At 44.1% G+C, this 22,557-nt stretch carries 17 protein-coding genes and 1 tRNA gene; 9 read left to right on the forward strand and 9 right to left on the reverse strand.

Features of this window, described 5'->3' with window-relative positions; genetic code table 11:
* The first annotated feature begins 624 nt into the window (after positions 1-624).
* Entirely contained in the window at positions 625-1,638 is a 1,014-nt protein-coding gene (locus tag QZW47_RS05165; RefSeq protein ID WP_293124709.1) for a leucine-rich repeat domain-containing protein, read from the forward strand.
* A 247-nt stretch (positions 1,639-1,885) separates the two neighbouring features.
* Here the strand turns inward: QZW47_RS05165 and QZW47_RS05170 are convergent, their stop codons facing one another.
* Positions 1,886-3,385, reverse strand: a complete 1,500-nt coding sequence (locus QZW47_RS05170) for an NAD(P)/FAD-dependent oxidoreductase (RefSeq protein ID WP_293124711.1) — start codon at positions 3,383-3,385, stop codon at positions 1,886-1,888.
* A gap of 368 nt (positions 3,386-3,753) precedes the next feature.
* On the opposite strand from QZW47_RS05170, the gene QZW47_RS05175 reads away from it, so the two are divergent.
* The 5 genes from QZW47_RS05175 to QZW47_RS05195 all read left to right on the forward strand — a co-directional run bounded on the left by QZW47_RS05175 (position 3,754) and on the right by QZW47_RS05195 (position 11,386).
* Positions 3,754-5,457: a hypothetical protein gene (locus tag QZW47_RS05175; RefSeq protein WP_293124713.1), complete on the forward strand. Its 1,704-nt coding sequence runs from the start codon at positions 3,754-3,756 to the stop codon at positions 5,455-5,457.
* Positions 5,458-5,643: 186 nt separating this feature from the next.
* Positions 5,644-6,639 (forward strand): pentapeptide repeat-containing protein, encoded by a 996-nt coding sequence (locus tag QZW47_RS05180; RefSeq protein ID WP_293124715.1) that lies wholly within the window; start codon positions 5,644-5,646, stop codon positions 6,637-6,639.
* 630 nt (positions 6,640-7,269) lie between these two features.
* Positions 7,270-9,993 carry a HEAT repeat domain-containing protein gene (locus tag QZW47_RS05185; RefSeq protein ID WP_293124717.1) on the forward strand — a complete coding sequence of 908 codons (2,724 nt, stop codon included), beginning with the start codon at positions 7,270-7,272 and terminating at the stop codon, positions 9,991-9,993.
* 41 nt (positions 9,994-10,034) lie between these two features.
* Positions 10,035-10,727, forward strand: a complete 693-nt coding sequence (locus QZW47_RS05190) for a HEAT repeat domain-containing protein (protein ID WP_293124719.1) — start codon at positions 10,035-10,037, stop codon at positions 10,725-10,727.
* 8 nt (positions 10,728-10,735) lie between these two features.
* Positions 10,736-11,386 carry a HEAT repeat domain-containing protein gene (locus QZW47_RS05195; RefSeq protein WP_293124721.1) on the forward strand — a complete coding sequence of 217 codons (651 nt, stop codon included), beginning with the start codon at positions 10,736-10,738 and terminating at the stop codon, positions 11,384-11,386.
* A gap of 116 nt (positions 11,387-11,502) precedes the next feature.
* Here the strand turns inward: QZW47_RS05195 and ureC are convergent, their stop codons facing one another.
* From ureC to QZW47_RS05230, 7 genes are all read right to left on the reverse strand, one after another.
* Positions 11,503-13,311 (reverse strand): urease subunit alpha, encoded by a 1,809-nt coding sequence (gene ureC / locus QZW47_RS05200; protein ID WP_293124723.1) that lies wholly within the window; start codon positions 13,309-13,311, stop codon positions 11,503-11,505.
* 136 nt (positions 13,312-13,447) lie between these two features.
* Positions 13,448-14,575, reverse strand: a complete 1,128-nt coding sequence (locus QZW47_RS05205) for a glycosyltransferase family 61 protein (RefSeq protein ID WP_293124725.1) — start codon at positions 14,573-14,575, stop codon at positions 13,448-13,450.
* A gap of 264 nt (positions 14,576-14,839) precedes the next feature.
* Entirely contained in the window at positions 14,840-15,151 is a 312-nt protein-coding gene (locus tag QZW47_RS05210) for an urease subunit beta (protein ID WP_293124727.1), read from the reverse strand.
* A 33-nt stretch (positions 15,152-15,184) separates the two neighbouring features.
* Positions 15,185-15,487 carry an urease subunit gamma gene (ureA, locus tag QZW47_RS05215; protein ID WP_293124729.1) on the reverse strand — a complete coding sequence of 101 codons (303 nt, stop codon included), beginning with the start codon at positions 15,485-15,487 and terminating at the stop codon, positions 15,185-15,187.
* Between the two features lie 311 nt (positions 15,488-15,798).
* A complete protein-coding gene (locus tag QZW47_RS05220; RefSeq protein WP_293125059.1) occupies positions 15,799-16,698 on the reverse strand; it encodes an urease accessory protein UreD in 900 nt (299 codons plus the stop codon).
* Between the two features lie 54 nt (positions 16,699-16,752).
* The gene (locus QZW47_RS05225) at positions 16,753-18,063 is read right to left on the reverse strand and encodes a photosystem II assembly protein (protein WP_293124731.1); all 1,311 of its coding nucleotides are present in this window, start codon (positions 18,061-18,063) and stop codon (positions 16,753-16,755) included.
* On the reverse strand, positions 18,056-18,979 hold the full coding sequence (locus QZW47_RS05230) for a radical SAM protein (RefSeq protein ID WP_293124733.1): 924 nt from the start codon (positions 18,977-18,979) through the stop codon (positions 18,056-18,058). Before QZW47_RS05230 ends, QZW47_RS05225 begins: the two co-directional genes overlap by 8 nt.
* A 725-nt stretch (positions 18,980-19,704) precedes the next feature.
* Between QZW47_RS05230 and QZW47_RS05235 the strand changes: the two genes are divergently transcribed.
* Positions 19,705-21,489, forward strand: coding sequence for an ATP-binding protein (locus QZW47_RS05235; RefSeq protein WP_293124735.1), 1,785 nt, complete (start codon positions 19,705-19,707; stop codon positions 21,487-21,489).
* Positions 21,490-21,651: 162 nt separating this feature from the next.
* Here the strand turns inward: QZW47_RS05235 and QZW47_RS05240 are convergent.
* Positions 21,652-21,736: transfer RNA gene (locus QZW47_RS05240), tRNA-Leu, on the reverse strand.
* Between the two features lie 200 nt (positions 21,737-21,936).
* Between QZW47_RS05240 and ndhL the strand changes: the two genes are divergently transcribed.
* Positions 21,937-22,152, forward strand: a complete 216-nt coding sequence (gene ndhL / locus QZW47_RS05245; protein ID WP_293124737.1) for an NAD(P)H-quinone oxidoreductase subunit L — start codon at positions 21,937-21,939, stop codon at positions 22,150-22,152.
* A complete protein-coding gene (locus QZW47_RS05250; protein WP_293124739.1) occupies positions 22,153-22,458 on the forward strand; it encodes a DUF3007 family protein in 306 nt (101 codons plus the stop codon).
* Positions 22,459-22,557 lie beyond the last annotated feature (99 nt).

Genomic DNA, 22,557 nt, shown 5'->3' on the forward strand with positions numbered 1-22,557 from the left:
ACACAAATTATGCTAAAATTTGTCAAACTTAGGCAAAAAATTTCATTCGCCACTCAGATACAATTACTATAATGATTGTTGCAAATTCCCTGTTATATGGTTAGATCATTTCTGGTCAATTACCCGTAATGAAATTTGTAGTCAGTATTTCAATTCTTAATTAAGAAGGACTGAAGTCCTCACTACGAACTTTAAGAAGGACTGAAGTCCTTACTACGAACTTTAAGAAGGACTGAAGTCCTCACTACGAACTTTAAGAAGGACTGAAGTCCTTACTACGAACTTTAAGAAGGACTGAAGTCCTTACTACGAACTTTAAGAAGGACTGAAGTCCTCACTACGAACTTTAAGAAGGACTGAAGTCCTTACTACGAACTTTAAGAAGGACTGAAGTCCTTACTACGAACTTTAAGAAGGACTGAAGTCCTCACTACGAACTTTAAGAAGGACTGAAGTCCTTACTACGAACTTTAAGAAGGACTGAAGTCCTTACTACGAACTTTAAGAAGGACTGAAGTCCTTACTACGAACCAGTTTGATGCTCTACTTATAGCCAATGTGCTGTTGTGGCACGCTAAAGATAGAGTTTTGGCACTTAGGACTGAATTCTCACAGCTAAAACCGATGACAGCAACTTATAATAACTTTTTAGATTGGTGTTCGCACAAAGATAGTCTCTCTCCTGGCGCCAGACATACTGTAGAAATATTGTTGCAAATATCAGATACGACTGAGTGCGATCGAGCTAATGAAGTGCTTTCGACTACAACGGAACTAAACCTGAAACTTTCTCAACTTACAGATATTAGTCCCCTCGCATCTTTCCCTCAGCTTACTGTTCTCAACCTCAGCAGCAATCAAATATCCGATCTCGCTCCTCTGCAATCTTTAACTAAGCTAAAAATCCTGTATTTAGATGTCAATCAAATATCAAATATTAGTCCGCTGTCATCTCTCATAAATCTGAATGCACTCTTTATAGATACCAATCAGATATCAGATATCAGTCCGCTGTCCTCTCTGGCTAATCTTGCCGTCCTTATTTTATTTGACAATCAAATTACTAACATCAGTGCTCTCAAAAATTTAACTAAGTTAAATACAGCGATTATCTACAAAAATCAAATATCTGACATCGCTCCTCTGACAAATTTAACTGAACTTGATACGCTCTTTCTTTACAAGAACAAAATATCAGATATTAGCCCTCTCGCGTCTTTGAAAAATCTCAGTACGCTGTTTCTGTTCGAGAATCAAATATCTGACTTAACTCCGCTGAAATCTTTAACGAACTTAAAGAAATTGGTTTTATTTGAAAATAAAATATCCGATATTAGTCCTTTGGCTTCTCTAACTAATTTAGTTGAACTCAACCTCGGTAACAATCAAATCTCAGACATTAGTCCTCTGAAATCGTTAACGAATTTGGGTCAACTTTATTTGTTCAATAATTCGATTTCAGATTGCAGTGCGTTACAAGGTTTGAATAAGTTATTTGTCCTGGATTTATACAACAATCAAATTTCTGATATCAGTTCGCTGCAATCTTTGCAAAAGTTAACTACGATAGACTTGCGGGGGAATCAGATTGTGAATAAAATTTGCCCGGTGACTCCTACATCAATCTGTCGGTTTTAATTGTTAAGACGGTGGCGAAATCTGAGCCTGTATGATAAGCTATTCAACGTCAGTATCTGGAGAAAGTTATGAGCGGACATGATGCTTTGATGTTAGGAATGCTATTGTTGCCAGGTTTGGCTTTGTCGATCGCAGTTATGGGCGCTTTTGCCGCTGGTGGATAAAATGTTCGATCGTTCGGACTTTAGTCCTATTCTAAATTATCAGAGGACTAAAGTCCGCACCATCAAACCTGTGGCGGCTGCCTTTACAAGAATTGTGCTGTAATATCGGAATTTACCAGAGTATTCGCGCACAAAATACCCGATGCTGCGACGGCGGGAATGCCAATTCCGGGCATGGTGCTGTCTCCCACCCTATACAAGCCTTTGACTGGGGTTTGTGGCCCGGGCCAGGTGCCTTTGGGGGCGGCGATGGCAGGGCCGTAGGTGCCTTGATAGCGGTGCAAATATCGAGCGTGGGTGAGTGGTGTGCCGATCGACTCTAAGACGATTCGCGATCGCAAATCCGGTATAATTTTTTCTAAAGCTTTAAACAAAGATTGCGATCGCTCTTGTTTTCTTTCTTGATAACCGTCGCCGTATTTCCAACCTGCATAAGGTTCTAATGTATAGGCGTGAATCGCGTGATGTCCGGGCGGCGCGAGCTCGGTATCCCACACTGTAGGAATCGAAATCATACAGGTATTTCCGGGTACTGTAATGTCAACTTTGCTGTCGTGCACGACAACATGGTGGCCGGTCAAGCTTTCTAGTCCTTCGGCTTTAATTCCTAAATGCAGGTGCATGAAACTGTCTACTGCTGGGATGGATAAAGCGGTTTTTCGGTAGCTGTCTGGCAAATCTTCAGCCCGCAATAATTTTGTGTAAGTATCCCAAACTGTGGCATTGGAAATCACAATTGGGGCGCGGATAATTTCGCCGTTTTGTAAGCGAACTCCGGTAGTTTTCCCGGATTCAACTAATATTTGCTCGACGGGAGTTCCCAGTCGCAATGTTCCGCCCCAGCGCTGCAAGCCTCGGACTAAGGCATCGACGATCGCACCGCTGCCACCTACAGGATACTCGATCGCCACTCGCGATCGTTCGCCAATCATAAAAGCGATTTCCGGGGCGACGGTTTCGTGCGCTTTCAAGCCCGACAGCAAGAAGCACTCCAAATCGATCAAACGCCTTACCCAAGGATCGCGCACGTCCCTATCCATTAATGTACCAGCCGAACTGGCGATCGCCCCTACTGACGGTAATAACTTCAACAAAGCAGGCGAGTACCGAGATAGCAACACTGGTATCAACTGTAAGTCTGATCTCAGCGCTAAAGCCGGAATTCCACGCAAAGCTTCATACAAAACTAATAAATTTTGTTGAAATTGCTGCAATTCTATAGCGCCTTGCGGTGCGAATTTAGCTACAGCATCTAAGTAATTTCTCGCATTAGCATAAACTGGCAAACTTCCTTCAGGAAAATGGTAATGCCCCAACGGATCGTAGGCAATGGCTGCGATCGATTCCTCCAAAACATTCAAGACTTGCCGCAAAGGATTTAGCGATTGTCGATCGGTCAAACCGCAATAAAAAGAAGGCCCAGAATCAAAGTGAAATCCCCGTCGCGAAAAGCTGTGAGCCGCCCCGCCCGCTATGGTGTGGCTCTCGCAAACCAGCACCCGCTTGCCGTAGCGAGCTAGCATCCCTCCGGCGACTAAGCCGCCAATGCCGCTGCCAATGACGATCGTATCAAAGTCTTGCATTTATCAAATGTGGTATAATTTTATTATTTATCGCTGACTTTTGACCCGCCCAAAAACGGGTGCTGTGCCACGCAGTCCTGTCGTGGAGATACTAAAATTTTACACTTTTGTGGGCGTTTCTTTGATTTAATGTGAGAGTAAATCTCAAATCGTTCGACAGTTCGAGCTGCGGCAAGCAAGCGGGAATCGCGATCGAGCGAACCCACCCTCGGCCTCGCGCCGAAGTCTAAAATCTCAAGCTTGTACGGCGAAGTCGAAGCATCTAAAATCTAAAATTGTTCGACGGCGTTAACCGAAGTCGAAGCATCTAAAATCTAAAATCTAAAATCTAAAATCCACTAACAGGGTATTTTTGGGGGAGGAAAACTATGAAAGCTTTATCTATTTTAGATGAAGTTGTTCGCGAATTAGGACAAGATGTCAATCTCTCGCGCATTAAAAAAATAATATTTTTTGCTTGTAAAGAGTGTTGGGAAAACGATCCTGCCCAACTCACCAGCGCGGATCTAGGGAGCTTAATCGAAGAAATATGCGCTAAATACAGCAGGTTAGAAGATATTGAAGCAGTTTTAAACAGTATAGTTGCCAAAGTTAATAAAAAAACAGAATACGCTTTAGTTGCAGACCAAATCGTCTGCCAACTGAGCCGGCTTTACGAATACGAAGATTTCACAAGATTAGAAACAAACATATCTAATTTTGGCGGTTACGAAGCACCTGCAATTGACGAGCACTTCAGTTCCGAACTGCCATTAGGAGAAGCGAACCAAAGAGACCCGGGAAATTTGTTTGATGTCAGGGAAAAAATTCTACAGCAAACAAATCCGCTGAGGGCGAAAATCCTGATTTTTTCGACTCTTTATCACGAGTTCACTTTTAGCGATCGCGACTGGCTGCTGTTGAAAACCCAAGAACTTGACAGTTTGCTGCGACAACTGTTTAATGCGTGCAGCAGCCTCGCGGAACTCGAAACTCAGTTGTACAGAACAGCCGGCAATCTGGACAACACAGACGAATGCGACCAAGCCGCTAGCGTGATTATCAAAGCGATGAATCCTTGTTACGCAAAGTTGCAACAGGAAGAGCGCGATCGCTCTGAAGATTCCGCTACCGAAGATGGCGATCGCACGCATTTAAACAGCAGTGTTTATGGCGAGAGCGAACCAGTTGACAGGCGCAGTGATTATTTTGAAGCGGGCGATATTACTCAGCTCATTCAAGCTACTCCGACTCACTATCATTATGACCCCCAGAAGAGTTATTTAGTGCCGGACAGGGCAGAACACATACAGTTTCAAGAACCCGAAACCAGCAGCAATAATTCCGCTGGCAATTTCCGACAGGAATTAGTAGAAAGATTCCAAGTCCCAGTTACAGAAACGCCGACACTAATCGAAACTTTTGCTCCGGCAGAGCCTGTTAGTGTAAATATTAGCGATTCCATCAAACGCAAATTGGGACTCGAAGAAGAAATGACAGGATTAGTCCGGGAAAGTGCTAACTCGGCCACCACCCAAATAGAAAAGATATTCAGCGAGTTAGAAGCCGCTTCAAACGGCAAATTTTATACAGAAAGTGCAGAAGAGCGTTTGTACTGGAAATATAAAAACCTCAGAAATTATTTAGGAAATATCCAGGGATTTACCGATAAATTAATGGAAATACTTAGCGAATTGGAGTCAAAAGAAAGCGGGCGCTATCCTGCTGAAACCCTAGAGAATACTCCAGAAAGTATTTCCGAAATACCGCAGCAGCAAAACTCTAGCCAGAAACCCGATCGCCATCAGCTTGTGGAAATGGCAAAACAAGGCAAACCAAAGGCGATCGCCCAATTGATCGATCAATTGCTACAGCCTAAGGGAATTACCGCCACAGCGGGATTTAAAGACGGTTGGCTCCACATCATTCTGGAGTCTGCCGAAGTACCAAACCAACAGGATTTAGCTACATACATTCACAAAAAACTGGGTACTTTAAAATCTAAATATATTACTAAGGTAAAAATTCACGGGCGGCAATTAGGCAACAAAACAGTCGCTTGGACTCAAGAATTTGTGAGTCAAACTCATTAAATGCCGAGATAAAAGTCTGGGCTTCCACAAACTCTTGTCCGCCTCACTCAGCACTGAAATGCAATAAGTGCGATCGCATTTGCCAGAATTCAGTCTGGGCGGCACAAACTTTCATCCGCCGACATCGGCTGGAAATTTCCAAAATTTCTAGCGTGTAGATTTTGTTCAATTACCAAGCAAAAAAATATGAATTCCAGCGAAATATTAAGACGATATACATCAGGAGAACTTGATTTTCAAGGTATGAATCTTAGAGGAGTCTACCTGAGCGGCGCCGATTTGATCGGTGTCAACTTAAGCAGCGCTGATCTCTGGGGAGCAAACTTAACGATGTCGTATTTGAGCAGAATTAACTTTCAGCGCGCCAACTTAACTAATGCCAAGTTGTGCGGTGCCAATTTAAACAAGGCAAATTTGAGTGGAGCAAATTTGTCTGATGCAGACTTCCACGGAGCTACTTTACAAGGTGCAGACTTTCGTAAAGCCAACATCTCTTTGGCAGTTTTTATCGATGCAAATTTGACTGATGCAGATATGCGAGGCGTCAATTTGCAAGGTGCAGATTTGCGCGGCGCCTGCTTGCGCGGAGCAAATTTGCGAAAGGAGCAGCGGATTTTTGAGGGCGTAAACTTGCGGGGTGCAAATTTACAAGGTGCAGATTTGCGCGGCGTCAATTTGCAAGGTGCAGATTTAACTAAAGCTAATCTCAGTCAAGCTAATTTGAGTGGAGCGTTCCTCCAAGAAGTCAATTTGACTCAGGCAAATTTAATCGAAGCTATTGTAGATGGAACAATTTTGATTGAAGCAACTTTAGTAGAAACAAATTTTTCTTGGGCTGTGATGACAGATGCTAAGTTGGAAAGAGCTGTGTTAATTGATGCTGAATTGGCTGGTGCTAATTTGCGCGGTGCGTTTCTTGCTGATGTTAAGTTGAGTAATGCTAATTTGGTGATGGCTGATTTGAGTCGAGCTAATTTGATCCGGGCTGATTTGAGCAGAGCTAATTTTAATCAAGCGAATTTGAGTGAGGCTGATCTGACTGATGCTTATCTTGCTAGAACTGATTTGCGGGATGCAATTTTGCACCGCACAACTTTGATTAGGGCGGATTTGACAACTGCTAATTTAGCGGGGGCTCAATTGCGTGGTACGATTATGCCCAATGGGGAATTGCATGGGTAATGCGATTTTAGATTTTAGATTTTAGATTTTAGATTTGGTGATTGTTAATTAGTAAAATTATAGGGCAATACGGTTCAGTTGAAAATTGTCATTGCGAGGAACGAAGCAATCGCAGCTATTAAGATTAGACGGCGGTTGAAACCGCGTCTACACAAGCAAAACCTGCCTCCGCAGGTTGAAGATTAGATTTTTACCCGGAATTTTTAGCCTCGATCGCGAATATCGAAAAAATTCTATACTCAATCCATATTCTAAAATCTATAATCAAATGGCGAGATTAGACGGCGGTTGAAACCGCGTCTACACAGACAAAACCTGCCTCCGCAGGTTGAAGATTAGATTTTTACCCGAATTTTCACCGTCGATCGCGAATTTAGAAAAAATTCTATAATCAATCCATATTCTAAAATCTATAATCAATGGCGACACCAGACGGCGGTTGAAACCGCGTCTACACAGACAAAACCTGCCTCCGCAGGTTGAAGATTAGACGGCGGTTGAAACCGCATCTACACAAGCAAAACCTGCCTCCGCAGGTTGAAGATTAGATTTTTACCCGGAATTTTCACCGTCGATCGCGAATTTAGAAAAAATTCTATACTCAATCCATATTCTAAAATCTATAATCAAATGGAAAAACCAGTTGATTTTCCTAAATATCTCCGATTCCTGGTTAAGTCTTATCAAGAAAAAGAGCATCTCTACACGCTGACGGATTTACAAGTGGAGGTGCGGGTGGAAATTCCACCGCAGGAAAAATCGCCCTTTCCCGCAGAAAATAAACCAAAAACGAAAATAGATCGCCTGGAAGTGCTAACGGGACTCCGCAAATACGTGCAGCAGGGCAATTTGCTGCTATTGGGAAAGCCCGGTTCGGGAAAATCGACGGTTTTGCAGCGTTTTCGGTGGGAATTGGCACTGGAAGCGTTGGAAAAGGGCGATCGACAGATTCCGGTATTGGTACAGTTGAAGTACGATGAGTCGATCCTAGAGGCAATCTGTGCAGAATTTGAGAATGCACAGCTCAATGTTAGCCCGGAAGAGGTAAACGATTTGCGGGTGCGTGGCAAGTTGCTGCTGTTGCTGGATGGAGTGAATGAGATACCATCGCAAAAACGGCGGCAGGAGTTGCAGCGATTCCACGATAAAAATTCCCATACGCGCATGATTTTCACGACGCGGGATTTGGCGCTGGGCGGCTCTTTGGGGATTGAGAAACAACTGGAGATGTGCGCGCTGACGGAACCGCAGATGCGGGAGTTTGTGGGCAAATATTTGCCGCAACATGGGGATTTGCTGCTGCGACAGTTGGGAAATCGCCTGCGGGAAGTCGCAGAAACACCGTTGCTGTTGTGGATGATGTGTCAGGTGTTTGATGAAAATAGCGAGAAAATTCCCCAGAGTAAGGGCGAGTTGTTTCAGGAGTTCGATCGCCAGTATGACGAGTTTAAGGGCGCTCAGTCGGTTTCGGAGGATTTTCGGCGCTTCAAGCCGCATCTGTTGCCGCAGTTAGCTTTTGTGATGTTGCAGGGCGATTCGGAGCGCCCTACGGATGGTTTGGTGGCGATTTCTCGCCATCGGGCTGAGGAGATTTTGGAGTGCTGGTTGCGCGATCGGGGCGTGCTGGATGCGCCAACGAAGGCGAAGGAGTGGCTAGAGGATTTGCTGGAACATCATCTGTTGCAGGTGGCGGCAAAGCGGCAGGAAATTGAGTTTCATCACCAATTGTTTCAGGAGTATTATGCGGGGCTGGCGTTGCGGAAACTGTTTGATGAGAAGCATATTGATGCTACGGACGATCGACGGTTGCAGTATTTCTATTTGAATTATCTTAAATGGACGGAGCCTCTGGCGTTCATGCTGTCGTTGTTGGGGGATGATGTGCAGGCGCTGCGGGTGGTGCGGCTGGCTTTGGATGTGGATTTGATGTTGGGGGCGCGACTGGCGGGGGAGGTGCAGCGGGTGTTTCAGCAGCGCACGGTTGGGTTGGTGGATGGGTTGGATGTGCCGGGGTGGTTGAAGGTTGGGCTTTTGGAAGAAGTGCGATCGGATGAGGCGATTCCGGGATTGCTTAAACTCCTGGAAGATTCAGATTCATATGTGCGTTGGAGCGCTGCAATTACCTTAGGCAATATCGGTTCCAAGGCAGCAATTCCCGGATTGCTTAAACTCCTTGAAGATTCAGACTCGGATGTGCGTAATAATGTGGCATATGCACTTGGAGAAATCGGTTCCGATGAGGCGATTTCAGGATTATTTAAACTCGTGGAAGATTCAGACTCTGATGTGCGTAAGAGTGTGGCAGATGCGTTAGGCGCGATCGGTTCTGATGCAGTAATTCGCGGATTGCTTAAACTCGTTAAAGATTCATACTCATATGTGTGTAGTAGCGCGGTAGACTCTTTAGGCAAAATCGGTTCTGAGGCAGTGATTCCCGAATTGCTTAAACTCGTTGAACATTCAGAGTATTTTGTGCGTAAGAGTGTGGCAGATGCGTTAGGCGTGATCGGTTCTGAGGCAGTAATTCCCGGATTGCTTAAACTCGTTAAAGATCCCGAGATGATTGTGCAACAGAGTGCAGCAAAAGCCTTAAAAGAAATCGGTTGCGAGTTGGAAAATCCGGGTTTAATGAAAGTCGTTGAAAATGCCGACTCTGATGTGCGTAATAATGTAATAGGTGCCTCAGCCAAAATCCACTACGAATTAGCGATTCCTGGTTTACTAAAACTTGTTGAATACTCGGAACATGAGGTGCGTGATAATGTAGGAGATGTCTTAGACGAAATCGGCTCCGATGCACTAATTCCGGGATTGCTCAAACTAATTGAAGATTCATCCCACTGTGTGCGTATGGGTGCGGTAAATGCGTTAGGCAAAATCGGTTCTGAGTTAGCGATTTTTGGATTGCTTAAACTTGTTGAACATTCAGAGCATTATGTGCGTAGTAGCGTGGCAGTTGCTTTTGGCAGAATCGGTTCCGATGTAGCGATTCCGGGATTGCTTAAACTTGTTGAAGATTCATACTCATCTGTGCGTAAAGACGCGGTATTTGTGTTAGAATATATGGCTAAGCAGCACACAGAGCAAGTCGTCCCCCATCTCCCCCACCTTCTTACCTTAATCCCCTCCAAATTCGGCAAAGAAGTTCACCACCTCATCCTCGCCATCCAAGCCGCCTGCAAATACTACGACTACCCGATACGTGAGTTGTCCCTAACACCAGAAGCAACCAACGCTAAAAACTCGCATGGGCAGACGATTAATATTAAGGAACTTGGGAATCTCAACACTGGAACGGTTAATTTTAAAGGCGACCAAGTAGGCACACAGCACAATATCCACCCAAAAAATTGATACAACAAAAATAAGCGCTATCCCAACCGGAGACTCACAGCATGATTCAAAACCCAGCATATCAGCAGATGGTGCTAGACACCTTTTGCAATGCCCTAGAGGATGCCAGCCCCGCTATCCGGGCAAAAGCAGCAGAAGCATTGGGAAAAATAGGAGATGTCGCGATCATCGCCCCCCTATTAATAAACACCCTCAAAGACACCGCCCCAGAAGTCCGCCGTAGCGCCATCCAAGCCCTCGGACAACTGAAAAATGAAGCCTCCATTCCTCACCTGCTAACAGCAGCAAAAGATTCAGATAACTTTGTGCGTCAAAGTGTGGCTGAAGCATTAGGCGAAATCGGTTCCGAGGTGGCAATTCCGGCTTTACTCAAACTCATTGAAGATGCCAACTACGATGTGCGTCAAAGTGCAGCGGATGCGTTAGGCAAAATTCATTCTGAGGTGGCAATTCCTGCCTTACTCAAACTCCTTGAAGATTCAAACTACGATGTGCGTCAAAGTGCAGCGGATGCGTTAGGCAAAATTGGTTCCGAGGCGGCAATTCCCGCCTTACTCAAACTCCTTGAAGATCCAGATCCAGAAATTCGTCAAGCAAGCGCGATCGCCCTGGGAAAACTGGGTAACGAAACGTTGATTCCAATCTTAATCCGCTTGTTGGAAGACTCAAACGCGCACGTCAGGGAAAGTGCCGTCGATGCCTTGGGTAACGTTGCTCAATACCGGGTTGCTTAAAGACAACTGTGGCAATTACCCCAGAAAACCAACAGGCGATCGTCCAAATTCTTTGCAAACTGTTGCGAGATTCAAAAGAACCCATAATCCGAGCAAAAGCTGCCCTATCATTAGGAAAGTTGGGCATCGAGTCAGCTATTCCCGATCTTTCCCAAGCTGCCTCAACAGATCCCGATATTCAAGTCTGCCTGAGCGCAATAGATGCCCTTCTTCTCATCGCCAAACCCGAATTAATAGAAATTATGACAGAACCATCAAAAAATCAACCAACTTTCCATATCAATCAAGTCGGCAACATCAATACTGGCGATGTGAAGATTGAGCGTGACATGGTAGGGATTCAATACAACTATACCTTTCCCGAACCCAAACAAGCCGAAGCTGTCGGTCAAGTTTCGGAAGTGATTCAAGATATTCGCCAACAAAATCCCCAAGCTTCAGATATACAAATTGTTGACATCATTGAGGGTGAGTTGGCAACAATGCACCAGAACGATCCGCAAAAATGGCAGGGCTGGATAGACCTTTTGAGTGTAGTATTTGCAGGGGGCGTAGAAGCAATCAAAATAATCGCTCCAGCCCTGGGGATTCCGATCGAAATCGCTAGGCGACTGTATGAAATATACGATCGAAATCGCAACCAACTTCCAGGCAACTAAAGCAGATTATACCAAAACTAGCATACAATAAAACCATAAGTTTGTAGTAAGGACTTTAGTCCTGCTTGCCTCAAAACCTGCGGGAAAAGGACTGAAGTCCTCACTACGAACTTAGATCAAAACAGAAAATATCGCTGCGCCATTGGCAAAACAGTTGCAGGTTCGCAAGTCAACAATTGCCCATCCGCCCTCACTTCATAAGTTTCTGGATCGACTTCCATGTGCGGCAAATAATCGTTCAGTTTCATATCTCTTTTACTAATTTGCCGTGTCCCCGAAACTGCTACAGTGGGCTTTTGTAAACCGAGCTGTGCTGCAATATCTCGATCGCACGCCACCTGCGAAACAAACGTCAAACAAGTCGCCCCAATCGCCCCCCCAAAGCTGCCAAACATCGGCCTCATATGCACCGGCTGCGGCGTCGGAATGCTCGCATTAGCATCTCCCATCTGCCCGTAGGCGATCGCCCCACCCTTAATTACCAACTCCGGTTTCACCCCAAAAAACGCCGGCCGCCACAAACACAAATCCGCCAACTTACCCTCTTCCACCGAACCCACATACTGACTAATTCCGTGAGTAATCGCCGGATTAATCGTATATTTTGCAATATACCGCTTCGCCCGAAAATTATCATTTCGACTCTCTATTTCCCCCCCTTGGTAAGGAGGGGTTATCCCTCTTATTTCCCCCCCTTGGTAAGGAGGGGTTATCCCTCTTATTTCCCCCCCTTGGTAAGGGGGGGTTAGGGGGGGTAAATTTCCCCTTTGCACCTTCATTTTATGTGCAGTTTGCCAAGTCCGAATAATCACCTCTCCAACCCTTCCCATCGCCTGCGAGTCAGAAGAAATCATACTAAACGCACCCAAATCGTGCAAAATATCCTCAGCAGCAATAGTTTCCCTTCTAATTCTCGACTCAGCAAAAGCCACATCTTCAGGAATCCCCCGATCCAAATGGTGGCAAACCATCAACATATCTAAATGTTCTTCTAAAGTATTGACAGTGTAAGGGCGAGTCGGGTTAGTAGACGAAGGCAAAACATTAGCTTGTCCGCAAACTTTAATAATATCCGGCGCGTGTCCGCCACCCGCACCTTCCGTGTGATAAGTATGAATTGTCCTATTTTTAAATGCCGCAATTGTAGCTTCCACAAATCCCGCTTCATTCAGAGTATCCGTGTGAATTGCCACTTGCACATCGTACTCGTCAGCTACACTCAAACAATTGTCAATAGTAGATGGCGTAGTTCCCCAATCTTCGTGCAGCTTCAAACCCATTGCACCAGCCAATACTTGCTCGACTAATCCTTGAGGTTGACTGCTATTTCCCTTACCTAAAAACCCCAAATTCACCGGGAAAGCATCCGCTGCTTGCAGCATTCTGTACATATGCCAAGGCCCCGGAGTGCAAGTCGTGGCGTTTGTACCCGTTGCTGGGCCAGTACCACCGCCGATCATGGTAGTGACTCCAGAGGCGATCGCCACTTCGATTTGTTGCGGGCAAATAAAATGAATGTGAGTATCAACTCCCCCCGCCGTCAGAATCATTCCTTCACCCGCAATCACTTCAGTACCGGGCCCGATAATAATATCTACCCTATCTTGAATGTAAGGATTTCCGGCTTTACCAATTTTGTAAATCTTGCCCTCTTTAAGTCCAACATCTGCCTTAACAATTCCCCACCAGTCCAATATCAAAGCATTAGTAATTACCGTATCAACAGCACCATCAGCATTAGAAATAGGCGACTGTCCCATGCCATCGCGAATGACTTTACCGCCACCAAATTTAACTTCATCGCCGTAGGTTGTGAAGTCTTGTTCAACTTCTATGAATAATTCTGTATCGGCTAACCGCACGCGATCGCCCGTTGTCGGCCCAAAGGTTTCCGCGTAAGCGCGGCGATCCATTCTGTAACTCATGCTTTCTCCTAATATTAATAATTTTTTAGTTGGCAGTTGAGGCCAGCTTAAATTATACTATGTGCCGAGTTACTCAGTCTGAGTTAGCAAATATTTACAACATTTTTGCGATCGTACATTTTGGCGCACTATCAAATTACTCCAGCATTTTCTTAATTTCCCTTCTCAAAACCTTCACATCCACCATCATATCCATACCAATAAAACTCCAATCTTCCGGATTTTCGCTGTCATCGACCATCCGATGGTATTCTAATCCCAATAGCTGCGAAATGTAATAAAAATATGGTGGAGTATACCCTCCATAAAAGCATTCCAATACTTTCGTTCCCGGCTGACACCACAGCAGATTTGTAAAACCAGCGCCGTGAGGGCCAACAACCACTGCCGCTTCTGCAAACAAACGAATTTGTTCGTCTACAGTGCGCGAAATATCTTCCAAAATTTCAAAATCAAACTCCTTCAATACCTCTCGCACTTCTGTCTCATTTTTTACCTGGCGCCGCCCGCTTCTAGACACATACAGTTTTCTGTAAGGCTTTACCTTTTCTTCTAGACAGAATTTTTTTCGCAACAGCTCTATATCGTAAGGACTGGGAAAATACCAATCTTGATTGTTTCCCACCACGACGCTTTCTGCGTGATATCCCGTATCTCTAGCCCGAGTATCGATCAGAGAACTTTCAGGAATACCTAGTTTGCTAGTAAATCCCGACTCAAAAACTGTGTGGCGCAGAGGATAACAAATTTTTGCTTCTTGCCAAATTTCCTTACCTAAAGCTTCTTCTATCCGACAAAGTTTAGCCAGTACAAAAATTACATAATCGTAATAACTACACCACAAATGCGACCAAGGAGCAACTACCAGCGGATAAGTAATTTGGTGGGGTTTGTAAGGCCATTCTAGAATGCCGGCACCGCTAATCCTAAAATCTAAGTCTAACAGCAACTTTTGATTTAGCAGGGTGTTGCCAGACGTACAAATAGTGAGAGAATCTATTTTTTCGTTCAGCGATATTTTCCAAACATAATCCGGAGCAAAAGAAACTGTTGTTTCTGTGGTAAAAAACCGAGAAGGCAATCCATTTACTGAGGTTAATGCAGGTATGTCGATGGGTTCGTGCTGCTGTTTGTAAACTATGCTGTCGTCTAGCAATTTGATGCTGGTGCGCCTGTCTAACGGGGTTCTCCAAACACGCCTCGACGTGGCCAACAAGCTCTGCTTCAACATCTGTTTAATTTGGTCAACTAATTTGGGGTTCATCACGCGCTTTTGCTGTGTATTTTTGCACTTTTAACAACCAGTGTCGATCGCAAACGATCGATTTTAACTCGCTCACAAGTATGAAAATTAATTTGCAAAACAAACCTACTCATGCACTCATGCGGAAAGTACAGACAAAGTTTTGAGATTGCTTTGTCAGTCTCACCCTGTAGGGCTATGGGTGATTTTTAACTTAAAAATAAGTTGTGAAAATTTTTTGAATTAATTAAAGTTAAACACTCGCGAACTATCTTATTTTCATGCTCAATCGTCCAGATGACCGTTAACTTTTGAGTTGAAGCCGTAGACTTGACGGCTACCAACAAACGGTACTAATTGCACTTCCCTTTCATCGCCCGGTTCAAATCTGACTGCTGTACCGGCAGGGATATCCAAGCGCATTCCTTTTGCTCGTTCTCGATCGAATGCTAACGCTTCGTTCGTCTCGTAGAAGTGATAGTGGGAACCGACTTGTATCGGTCTGTCGCCCGTATTTCCGACCAGCAGGCGCAGCGTTGGGCGATCGGCATTTAACTCAATTTCACCTTCTGAAACAATCATCTCTCCCGGAATCATATCTGTCTCCTGCGAATCTCTGCGGTTAAATATTTAACGAATCGGAGCGTGCACTGTCACCAACTTTGTTCCGTCGGGAAAAGTCGCCTCAACTTGCACTTCCTGCACCATTTCCGGTATCCCTTCCATCACATCTTCCCGCCTCAGCAGAGTTGTCCCGTAACTCATTAAATCTGCGACGGTGAGACCATCTCTTGCTCCTTCTAAAATGGCGGCAGAAATATAGGCTAGGGCTTCGGGATAGTTTAATTTTAAACCTCTTTGTTTGCGGCGCTCTGCTAGGAGGGCGGCGGTAAAAATCAGCAGTTTGTCTTTTTCTTGGGGGGTGAGTTGCATTTTTATTCGGGTGATGGCGATCGCCTGATTTAATCAAATTCGACTATTAGCGGTGGCAAGTCATCGCTAATTACATCCCATGACTCAAGATAGTGTTAACATCCGGTTTGTGTCAAGGTGTTTGTGCTTTCATTGTTGGACTTGAGCAGAGAACCGGAAAAATAGTTTTGTCGATCGCATAATTATGTAAAAAATGCGCTATATTGTCCCTACCAATATCAATCAAAACTTGTGTCTCTGGTGCTGGGGCTGCCTAGGGCATTTGATTTGTTGCAGCAGGCATAGAAACTAAGTGAAACTCCGAGAAAACGCTATTTTATCCAAACTCTGGGCAAACAACAAGAGCGTTCGGAAAAAGACAGGCGCAGCAACTGCCAAATGGCGATAAACCAGTCTCTGGCGGCAGCGGTGGACGAACCGCGATACCGACACAGCAAACCGTTGGGAATGCGAGTAACGCCCGCAGCAGAATCAACTCCTAAAGCTCCAGGAGCCAGGGTTTCTTCGCACCGCAAAGCTCGCACTTTTTCCACGATCTCCGCTGTTACGGGTGCGCCGAGCCAAGCGAGAGTAGCGACTGCGGGTTTTCCTGCTAAACCGTGAGGACTTTCGAGCATTTGAGATCCACCTTTGAGCCATTGTCTGTCAATCCACAGAGGGCTGTTTTCCTGCCAGATTTCCGTGTGCGATCGCCATTCTCCTGACAAAAATTTTTCGCCCCTAGCACTACGTCCAAACCGCGTAATTTCCCACAGCAAAATACTCGCTTGCGGTGCTAATTCTACCCGCAAATCTTGCCTGTATATGGCGCCGTCGAAAACGATTGTTTCCTGCGGAAGCCAATCCAAATTAGCGCCTGAGTCTAATGTGATGTCTATAGTTTGTTGTGCTAAATGTCCGCTGCTGCGATAAATTTTACCAGCCGCAGCGGTGGTGATTAAAGCTTTGGCGTTTGGTTGGAGGTGAAAATTGAGCGAAAGGCGATCGCCCCCGACAACTCCCCCAGCCGTGTGCAAAACTACGCTGTGACAAACCTCTTTCCCTTCAGGATAAAACGGACGCTGCACCTTGAGGGGCGCTTGCATTTGATTGTGAATAATTTCAGTTGCGCCGCCACGGTTCGCGTAGGCTAAATTGAGGTGCCCATGCCAATTCTTGGCAACGCTATTTGTAGGTTGATGATTGAATTCTTGGATGACGTTTTTTTGCATTTTAATTGAATAGTTAGCAAAGTATAGCTGATTTATTTGACTCATTTTCACGCTTTATTTTCGGGCTAATATTACATAGTCATCAATAGAATAATTCAAGTCATAACGCAAGTTAAAATGCTGGCGAAAAAGTGGACTGATGAATTGCTGGGCATGGAGATTTTCTCTAGCAAATTTTCCAAAGTTAGGATGGGATGTCCGGCTGTCCGTTGAATGTAAATATTTATACCAAACCAAGGTTAACCCCAGATCGTCAACAAATTGTTTGACTACACTTAGCTCCTGTTCGCAACTTTCAATTTGACGAATATTATACGGTATGAGCAACTTTTTTTCTTGAATGATTAGCAAAACATAACCCGAATCTGTCAGGCTGTTGTTAAATATGTCCTTATAAATGCGATGGGATTTTTCTCTTCTATCCTCATCGTTAAAAAAACAGTGAGAAATTACAATAAATTCAAAAAACTTTTGAGGAATTTTTCTCGATTGACTTTCAGAATCAAAGATGCTAGAAGTGTCAAACCGAAAGTAAGCATTGATCGCTTGGGGCTCCATATATTGACGCCAAAACTGGAGTCCGCGATATTGAAAAGCTTTTTGCTGTTCCAAAGAGTAATAGGATATGTGCATTGGCGGTATTACACAAAACTCGTTAATACTTTGCAACAACAAACCTAGTCCGTAGGCAACTGTCCCCGGCCCCGCGGCAATATCAAGGATATTAACTTTAGTTGGTAATAACCCTGCCTTGTAAATGAGGAACCAAGCTAGATATGTACAATAGACGTTATCTAGGAAATACCTCATTAAATAGATGTGAGGACTTAGCTCAAAACTGTATTGAGGATCTTGTCCTTCTTTGAGTTTTTTTATATCGTCAATAGCTTGTTGAACTAAAAAATCAAATTTTGTTGTTTGGCGTTTTAAATTATTAAACTCATTTGTGAGAAAACCAGCCAAATGTTGTTCAAAATTATCAAACACCTTTTCATGAATTCCTGTGCATTGGATCATGCTTGCATCGCATTCTCTAAGTTTAAAATTTTGTGAAATAACTTCAATAAACTTAGTGTCAGGAAGCAACTTTAACTCATCAATATAGCCGGGGGCGTCAAGTTGTCCGAACCCCACTTGCACTTCTAATTCTGCTAAACGCCGATCGCCTTCTTGGATGCGGTCATTTTTTTGTTGCAATAATTGTTCAAGCTGTAGCCGCTCTTTAAATAGTTTCTCCTGCAACGATAGTTTTGCCCCTGAATTTTGTATTTTTTTTAACAGTTTTTGGGCAAGTCGATTATTTTGACTCTTCAATGCTTGGTTAAACTGTTGAGAACGCCACCAGTTAGCTAGCGGATTATTCATAGCCAAATCCCTCTTTACCTTCCATAATTTCAACATCGGGGAGCATCGCATTTAGTTTATTTTTAAACTTGCGATAACTCTGCTGTTCGCTATTGTACCACCAAGCGTACTTGTGTTTAAGAGCTAATGCTTCTGAGCGCGTTGACGCAATTAGCGATCGCTCGTTGCTGGCATGAAAATCCTGAATCACTACCCGATCTACAACTTCCAACTTGCTAATAAAATTAGCTTCATCTTCTGGTAATGTAGGGAGTAATGGGGTCACAGTTATAGAAAACCTGACTTCGCAATTTTCTTGGTAAGGAAAGCTATATTTCAGTTTGGCAATAGCTTTGAGTCTCGCAGGAATACTCGGCGATTTTGGTTCAAAATCTTTCCTAACTTTTTCGCTACCAGTGGGAATGCTCATGTTAATTCGCAATCGCTGAAATTGCTGTAAAATATCGATATCTCTAGTTATCATAGGACTGCGAGTTTGGATAACCAGCGTCGGTTGATAGAGAACCATCACTTCTAATAAGTGCCTAGTTAGTTGTTCTTTCGATTCAATTGGCTGATAGGGATCTGTGACACTACTCATGTAAATTGTCGGTGGGCGATCGGGGGTTTTCTTATACCAACGTTCCAACTCTTTTTTGAGAATTTCCGCTGCATTTTGCTTGACGATTACCCAATTTCCCCAATCATCGCGCATCTGTGAATTAGGGCTAAAAGCAGCAGCATAACAATAGCTGCATCCGTACTGACAGCCACGATAAGGATTTAGCGTGAAATCGTAAGCACTGATAAATCCAGTAGCTTTGTTAAGCACTGACTGTGCATTTTGTCCATATACTTTGGCACTTCCGAAGTTTTCCCGAAGTGCGAAAGTGTGTTTTTTACCTAGGGAATATTTTTGACACTGAGACTTTACCATGATTGCGCCTGCTAAAGTATTAAAAATGAAAATGTTTAGAAATGAGAAATACCGTGGCTTTTCGATCTTACTACTTCACGAGAGAACACTTAACAAATGTTAGCAAAACAGTGGGTAATTACTTAATTTTACAATATTTTTTTTGAATAACCAGCCAGCCAACTTGATCAACTCTATTTTAAGCTCGATCGCCAAGTAATGCAAGCTTATGGATTTACTGACAGCGACGATATTTTAGCAAAACTGCTGAAATCAAACCTATAACTGGCAAAAAAACCGCGAGAATCCGTGGTTAGACCTTGTGTCCTTAACTAAGCAAGTGAAAATACTGGTTACTTTTGTATACTTTTTGTAAAATTGCGTGTAATCACATAAATTGTTGATACAGATCACAAACACTTTGGTCTAAAAACAGAGATAATTAATTAGGTATTGGCTAAATTGCGTCTGCTGGCAGATCAAATAGCAATCGAGCTGGCAAATTCAATACAAAGATTAGTTGGACATTTTGTACGGAACCGACTGTCAGCCCCAAAAGCTCAAAAGTTAAAAACCAGAAAAACTATCGGATATGGCGATCGCCTTTTCGCGATCATAATACGAAGTATTATGATTTTTAACAATCTACTGATTAACTGAGAAATGCTGGTTTATACTGTTTCTCGATATTGCAAAAAATTAGGCACGATGTCAACTACTCGTGATTTGTTTCGGAGCAACTTTCGATGTTATTATTTACCGACACTCAGCCCCGAGATAGCAAAGTAGAGCAAGAGAACTCTGCTAACAAAAAATTGTCACAGCATACATCTATTAATTTAAATTGGCTCAGAGAACGATTCAATCATTTGCGGATCGGTCAAAAAATTAGCTACGGCTATGCTTTGGCGATCGGCATAGCGATTTTTGGCACTGGTGCGGGACTGAAAGTGGGAGACTGCTTTCGCAAGCAAGCTTTAATTCAGGTAAATGTGGCGCAACAACAACAGCAACTGTTGCAAAATTTGCAAAATAACATATTTGAAGCCCGATCGCACGCGGCGAGATTGCCTAGCGTTTTGGGAAACACGGTGTGGCTGCAATACGAACACGATCGGTTTGTCCAGAAAATCAATGAGGCGAAAAGCCTGATTTCCGAGATACAACTTTTTGCAATAAAAAATCCCGACAGGGTAGCAATAAAAGAGAAAACTTTGCAATCTAGATTGCAAAGGTATGCCATCGTCATTGATTACTACGCCCAGCTAACTAAACTGCAATTAAAAGAAGCGGAAGTTTGGGATTTGCAGGCTAACAGCATCGAGTCCATACAGTTACAAATATTGAGGAATAAGAGTGGGGAAGAGGCGATCGTATTAGATCAACTTGCTGAAAACTTGACCCAGCAAATTGCAGAAATAGAAGTTCTCAAACTGCAAGGGGCAGAAGCATTAGAAGATGCTGAAGACTTGCGAAACCGAATCATTCTGGGGAGTATGGTAATTTCAGCACTCATCGCCATGTTACTGGCGGACAAAACCAGCCGCGCGATCGCCCAACCCCTCGAAACCGTGACTAGCGTCGCGCAACAAGTCGCCCACGAATCGAATTTCAACCTGCGAGTACCAGTCACAACGGCAGACGAAATTGGAGTTTTAGCAACTTCTTTCAATCAATTGATCCAGCGAGTTAGCGACTATACGCAAGAACTTAAACAAACTCAATCCCAATTAATTCAGACCGAAAAAATGTCATCTCTCGGTCAAATGGTGGCAGGGATCGCCCACGAAATCAACAATCCCGTCAACTTCATCGGCGGCAACATCGATCACGCCAATACATACATCCAAGATTTGGCGGACTTGGTAACTCTCTATCAAGAATACTATCCCAACCCACCCGACGCAATTCAAGACTGCATCGAACACATTGAATTGGAATTCCTGAGAGAAGATTTGCCAAAAACCCTTGGTTCGATGAAAATGGGAGCCGATCGCATTCGCGAAATTGTTGTATCGATGCGTAACTTTTCCCGCTTAGATGACGGCAAAATGAAACCAGCCAACATTCAGGAGGGAATAGACAGCACCCTGGTAATTCTCAATCACCGACTAAAACAAGGTATTCAAGTTATTAAAAAATACGGCAATTTGCCTCTGATTGAATGCTCTGGCTCGCAACTGAATCAAGTATTTATGAACGTGATCGGCAATGCGATAGATGCGCTGGAGGAGGTGAAAAAGGCTGACAAAGAATTTTCGCCCACGATTTGGATTTGCACGGAAGTTACGGCAGATAACGCTGTCACTGTCAAGATTCGGGATAACGGGCCGGGAATTGCACCCGCAAGTGCGACACAGATATTTGACCCGTTTTTTACTACAAAGTCGATCGGCAAAGGTACCGGGTTGGGACTGGCTATTTCCTATCAAATCGTTGCCCAGCATCAAGGCAAAATAGAGATGGATTCTCAAATAGGACAGGGTACGGAATTTGCGATTACTTTGCCAGTTGCTGCTTCATTCAGTTGACAGTTGACAGTTGGCAGTTGACAGTTGAGGGCGACTTCTATCTGCAAGGAATTTGAAGAGTCTTCTTTCTTAAAACTCTTGTGGCGCTATGCTCCTAGCCCGCCCGCAAAAATAAAGTTAAATGCCACAACAGGTTATTAACTGACAAAGGATGGAATGGAATGGGGGTGGAGGGACTTGAACCCACACGACCGTTTCGGGTCAACGGATTTTAAGTCCGTAGCGTCTACCATTCCGCCACACCCCCTTTTCGTGAAGCTGCTGCTGTGGGTTTGAGCCACTGACAACAACAGCCTTTTATTCTACAGCCAAAACCCCAATTTACGCAACCCCTAATCCAAAAATTCCTAAAAGTCGCGCTGCATCTCCCCAAGCGGTACAATAGTTAACCAGCTAGCGGAGCGTTTGTCCCCACTTACCCTGTTATTATTTACCTAAAGCAAATCCATGTATATTACCTTGCTGCTTTACGCCGTGTTGGCAGGAACCTACCTCTTGGTAGTACCCGTTGCCACCTACGCTTACCTGAACAGCCGCTGGTACGTGGCTACGTCTTTTGAGCGCGGCTTCATGTACTTCTTGATGTTCTTCTTTTTCCCAGGTATGTTTCTCCTAGCTCCCTTTTTGAATTTTCGCCCCAAACGGCGGCAGATAGAAGCCTAAATGCGACGTATTGACGTAATTGGAATCAGTATCGGCTTTTTTGCAGCAGGTGGGCTGACCTACTTGCTGCTGCAATTTGCCGGACTCGACAGCATGAATGCAGGGATCTGGAGTCAGCTATTTTTGGTTGTCGGCTTGGTTGGCTGGCTGGTGACTTATTTATTTCGAGCACTGACTCAAAGTATGACCTACAGCCAGCAACTGAAAGAGTACAAAGATGCTGTCTTGCAGAAGCAGCTCGATCAACTCACTCCCGAAGAATTAGCTAAGCTGCAAGCCGAAATTGAGCAGGAAAAAGATAGTTAGTCAATAGTCAATAGTCAATAGTCAATGGTCATTGGTCATTGGTCATTGGTCATTGGTCATTGGTCATTGGTCAATGGTCATTGGTCAATGGTCAATGGT

Origin of the sequence: Microcoleus sp. bin38.metabat.b11b12b14.051 (genome assembly GCF_013299165.1) — a bacterium.
GTDB lineage: Bacteria > Cyanobacteriota > Cyanobacteriia > Cyanobacteriales > Microcoleaceae > Microcoleus.

What these genes read in the sequence shown, in the direction of transcription:
- QZW47_RS05165 (WP_293124709.1), top strand. Translation starts at nt 625, where the DNA reads ATGACAGCAACTTATAATAACTTTTTAGATTGGTGTTCGCACAAAGAT.
- QZW47_RS05170 (WP_293124711.1), bottom strand. Translation starts at nt 3,385, where the DNA reads ATGCAAGACTTTGATACGATCGTCATTGGCAGCGGCATTGGCGGCTTA.
- QZW47_RS05175 (WP_293124713.1), top strand. Translation starts at nt 3,754, where the DNA reads ATGAAAGCTTTATCTATTTTAGATGAAGTTGTTCGCGAATTAGGACAA.
- QZW47_RS05180 (WP_293124715.1), top strand. Translation starts at nt 5,644, where the DNA reads ATGAATTCCAGCGAAATATTAAGACGATATACATCAGGAGAACTTGAT.
- QZW47_RS05185 (WP_293124717.1), top strand. Translation starts at nt 7,270, where the DNA reads ATGGAAAAACCAGTTGATTTTCCTAAATATCTCCGATTCCTGGTTAAG.
- QZW47_RS05190 (WP_293124719.1), top strand. Translation starts at nt 10,035, where the DNA reads ATGATTCAAAACCCAGCATATCAGCAGATGGTGCTAGACACCTTTTGC.
- ureC (WP_293124723.1), bottom strand. Translation starts at nt 13,311, where the DNA reads ATGAGTTACAGAATGGATCGCCGCGCTTACGCGGAAACCTTTGGGCCG.
- QZW47_RS05205 (WP_293124725.1), bottom strand. Translation starts at nt 14,575, where the DNA reads ATGAACCCCAAATTAGTTGACCAAATTAAACAGATGTTGAAGCAGAGC.
- QZW47_RS05210 (WP_293124727.1), bottom strand. Translation starts at nt 15,151, where the DNA reads ATGATTCCGGGAGAGATGATTGTTTCAGAAGGTGAAATTGAGTTAAAT.
- ureA (WP_293124729.1), bottom strand. Translation starts at nt 15,487, where the DNA reads ATGCAACTCACCCCCCAAGAAAAAGACAAACTGCTGATTTTTACCGCC.
- QZW47_RS05220 (WP_293125059.1), bottom strand. Translation starts at nt 16,698, where the DNA reads ATGCAAAAAAACGTCATCCAAGAATTCAATCATCAACCTACAAATAGC.
- QZW47_RS05225 (WP_293124731.1), bottom strand. Translation starts at nt 18,063, where the DNA reads ATGAATAATCCGCTAGCTAACTGGTGGCGTTCTCAACAGTTTAACCAA.
- QZW47_RS05230 (WP_293124733.1), bottom strand. Translation starts at nt 18,979, where the DNA reads ATGGTAAAGTCTCAGTGTCAAAAATATTCCCTAGGTAAAAAACACACT.
- QZW47_RS05235 (WP_293124735.1), top strand. Translation starts at nt 19,705, where the DNA reads ATGTTATTATTTACCGACACTCAGCCCCGAGATAGCAAAGTAGAGCAA.
- ndhL (WP_293124737.1), top strand. Translation starts at nt 21,937, where the DNA reads ATGTATATTACCTTGCTGCTTTACGCCGTGTTGGCAGGAACCTACCTC.
- QZW47_RS05250 (WP_293124739.1), top strand. Translation starts at nt 22,153, where the DNA reads ATGCGACGTATTGACGTAATTGGAATCAGTATCGGCTTTTTTGCAGCA.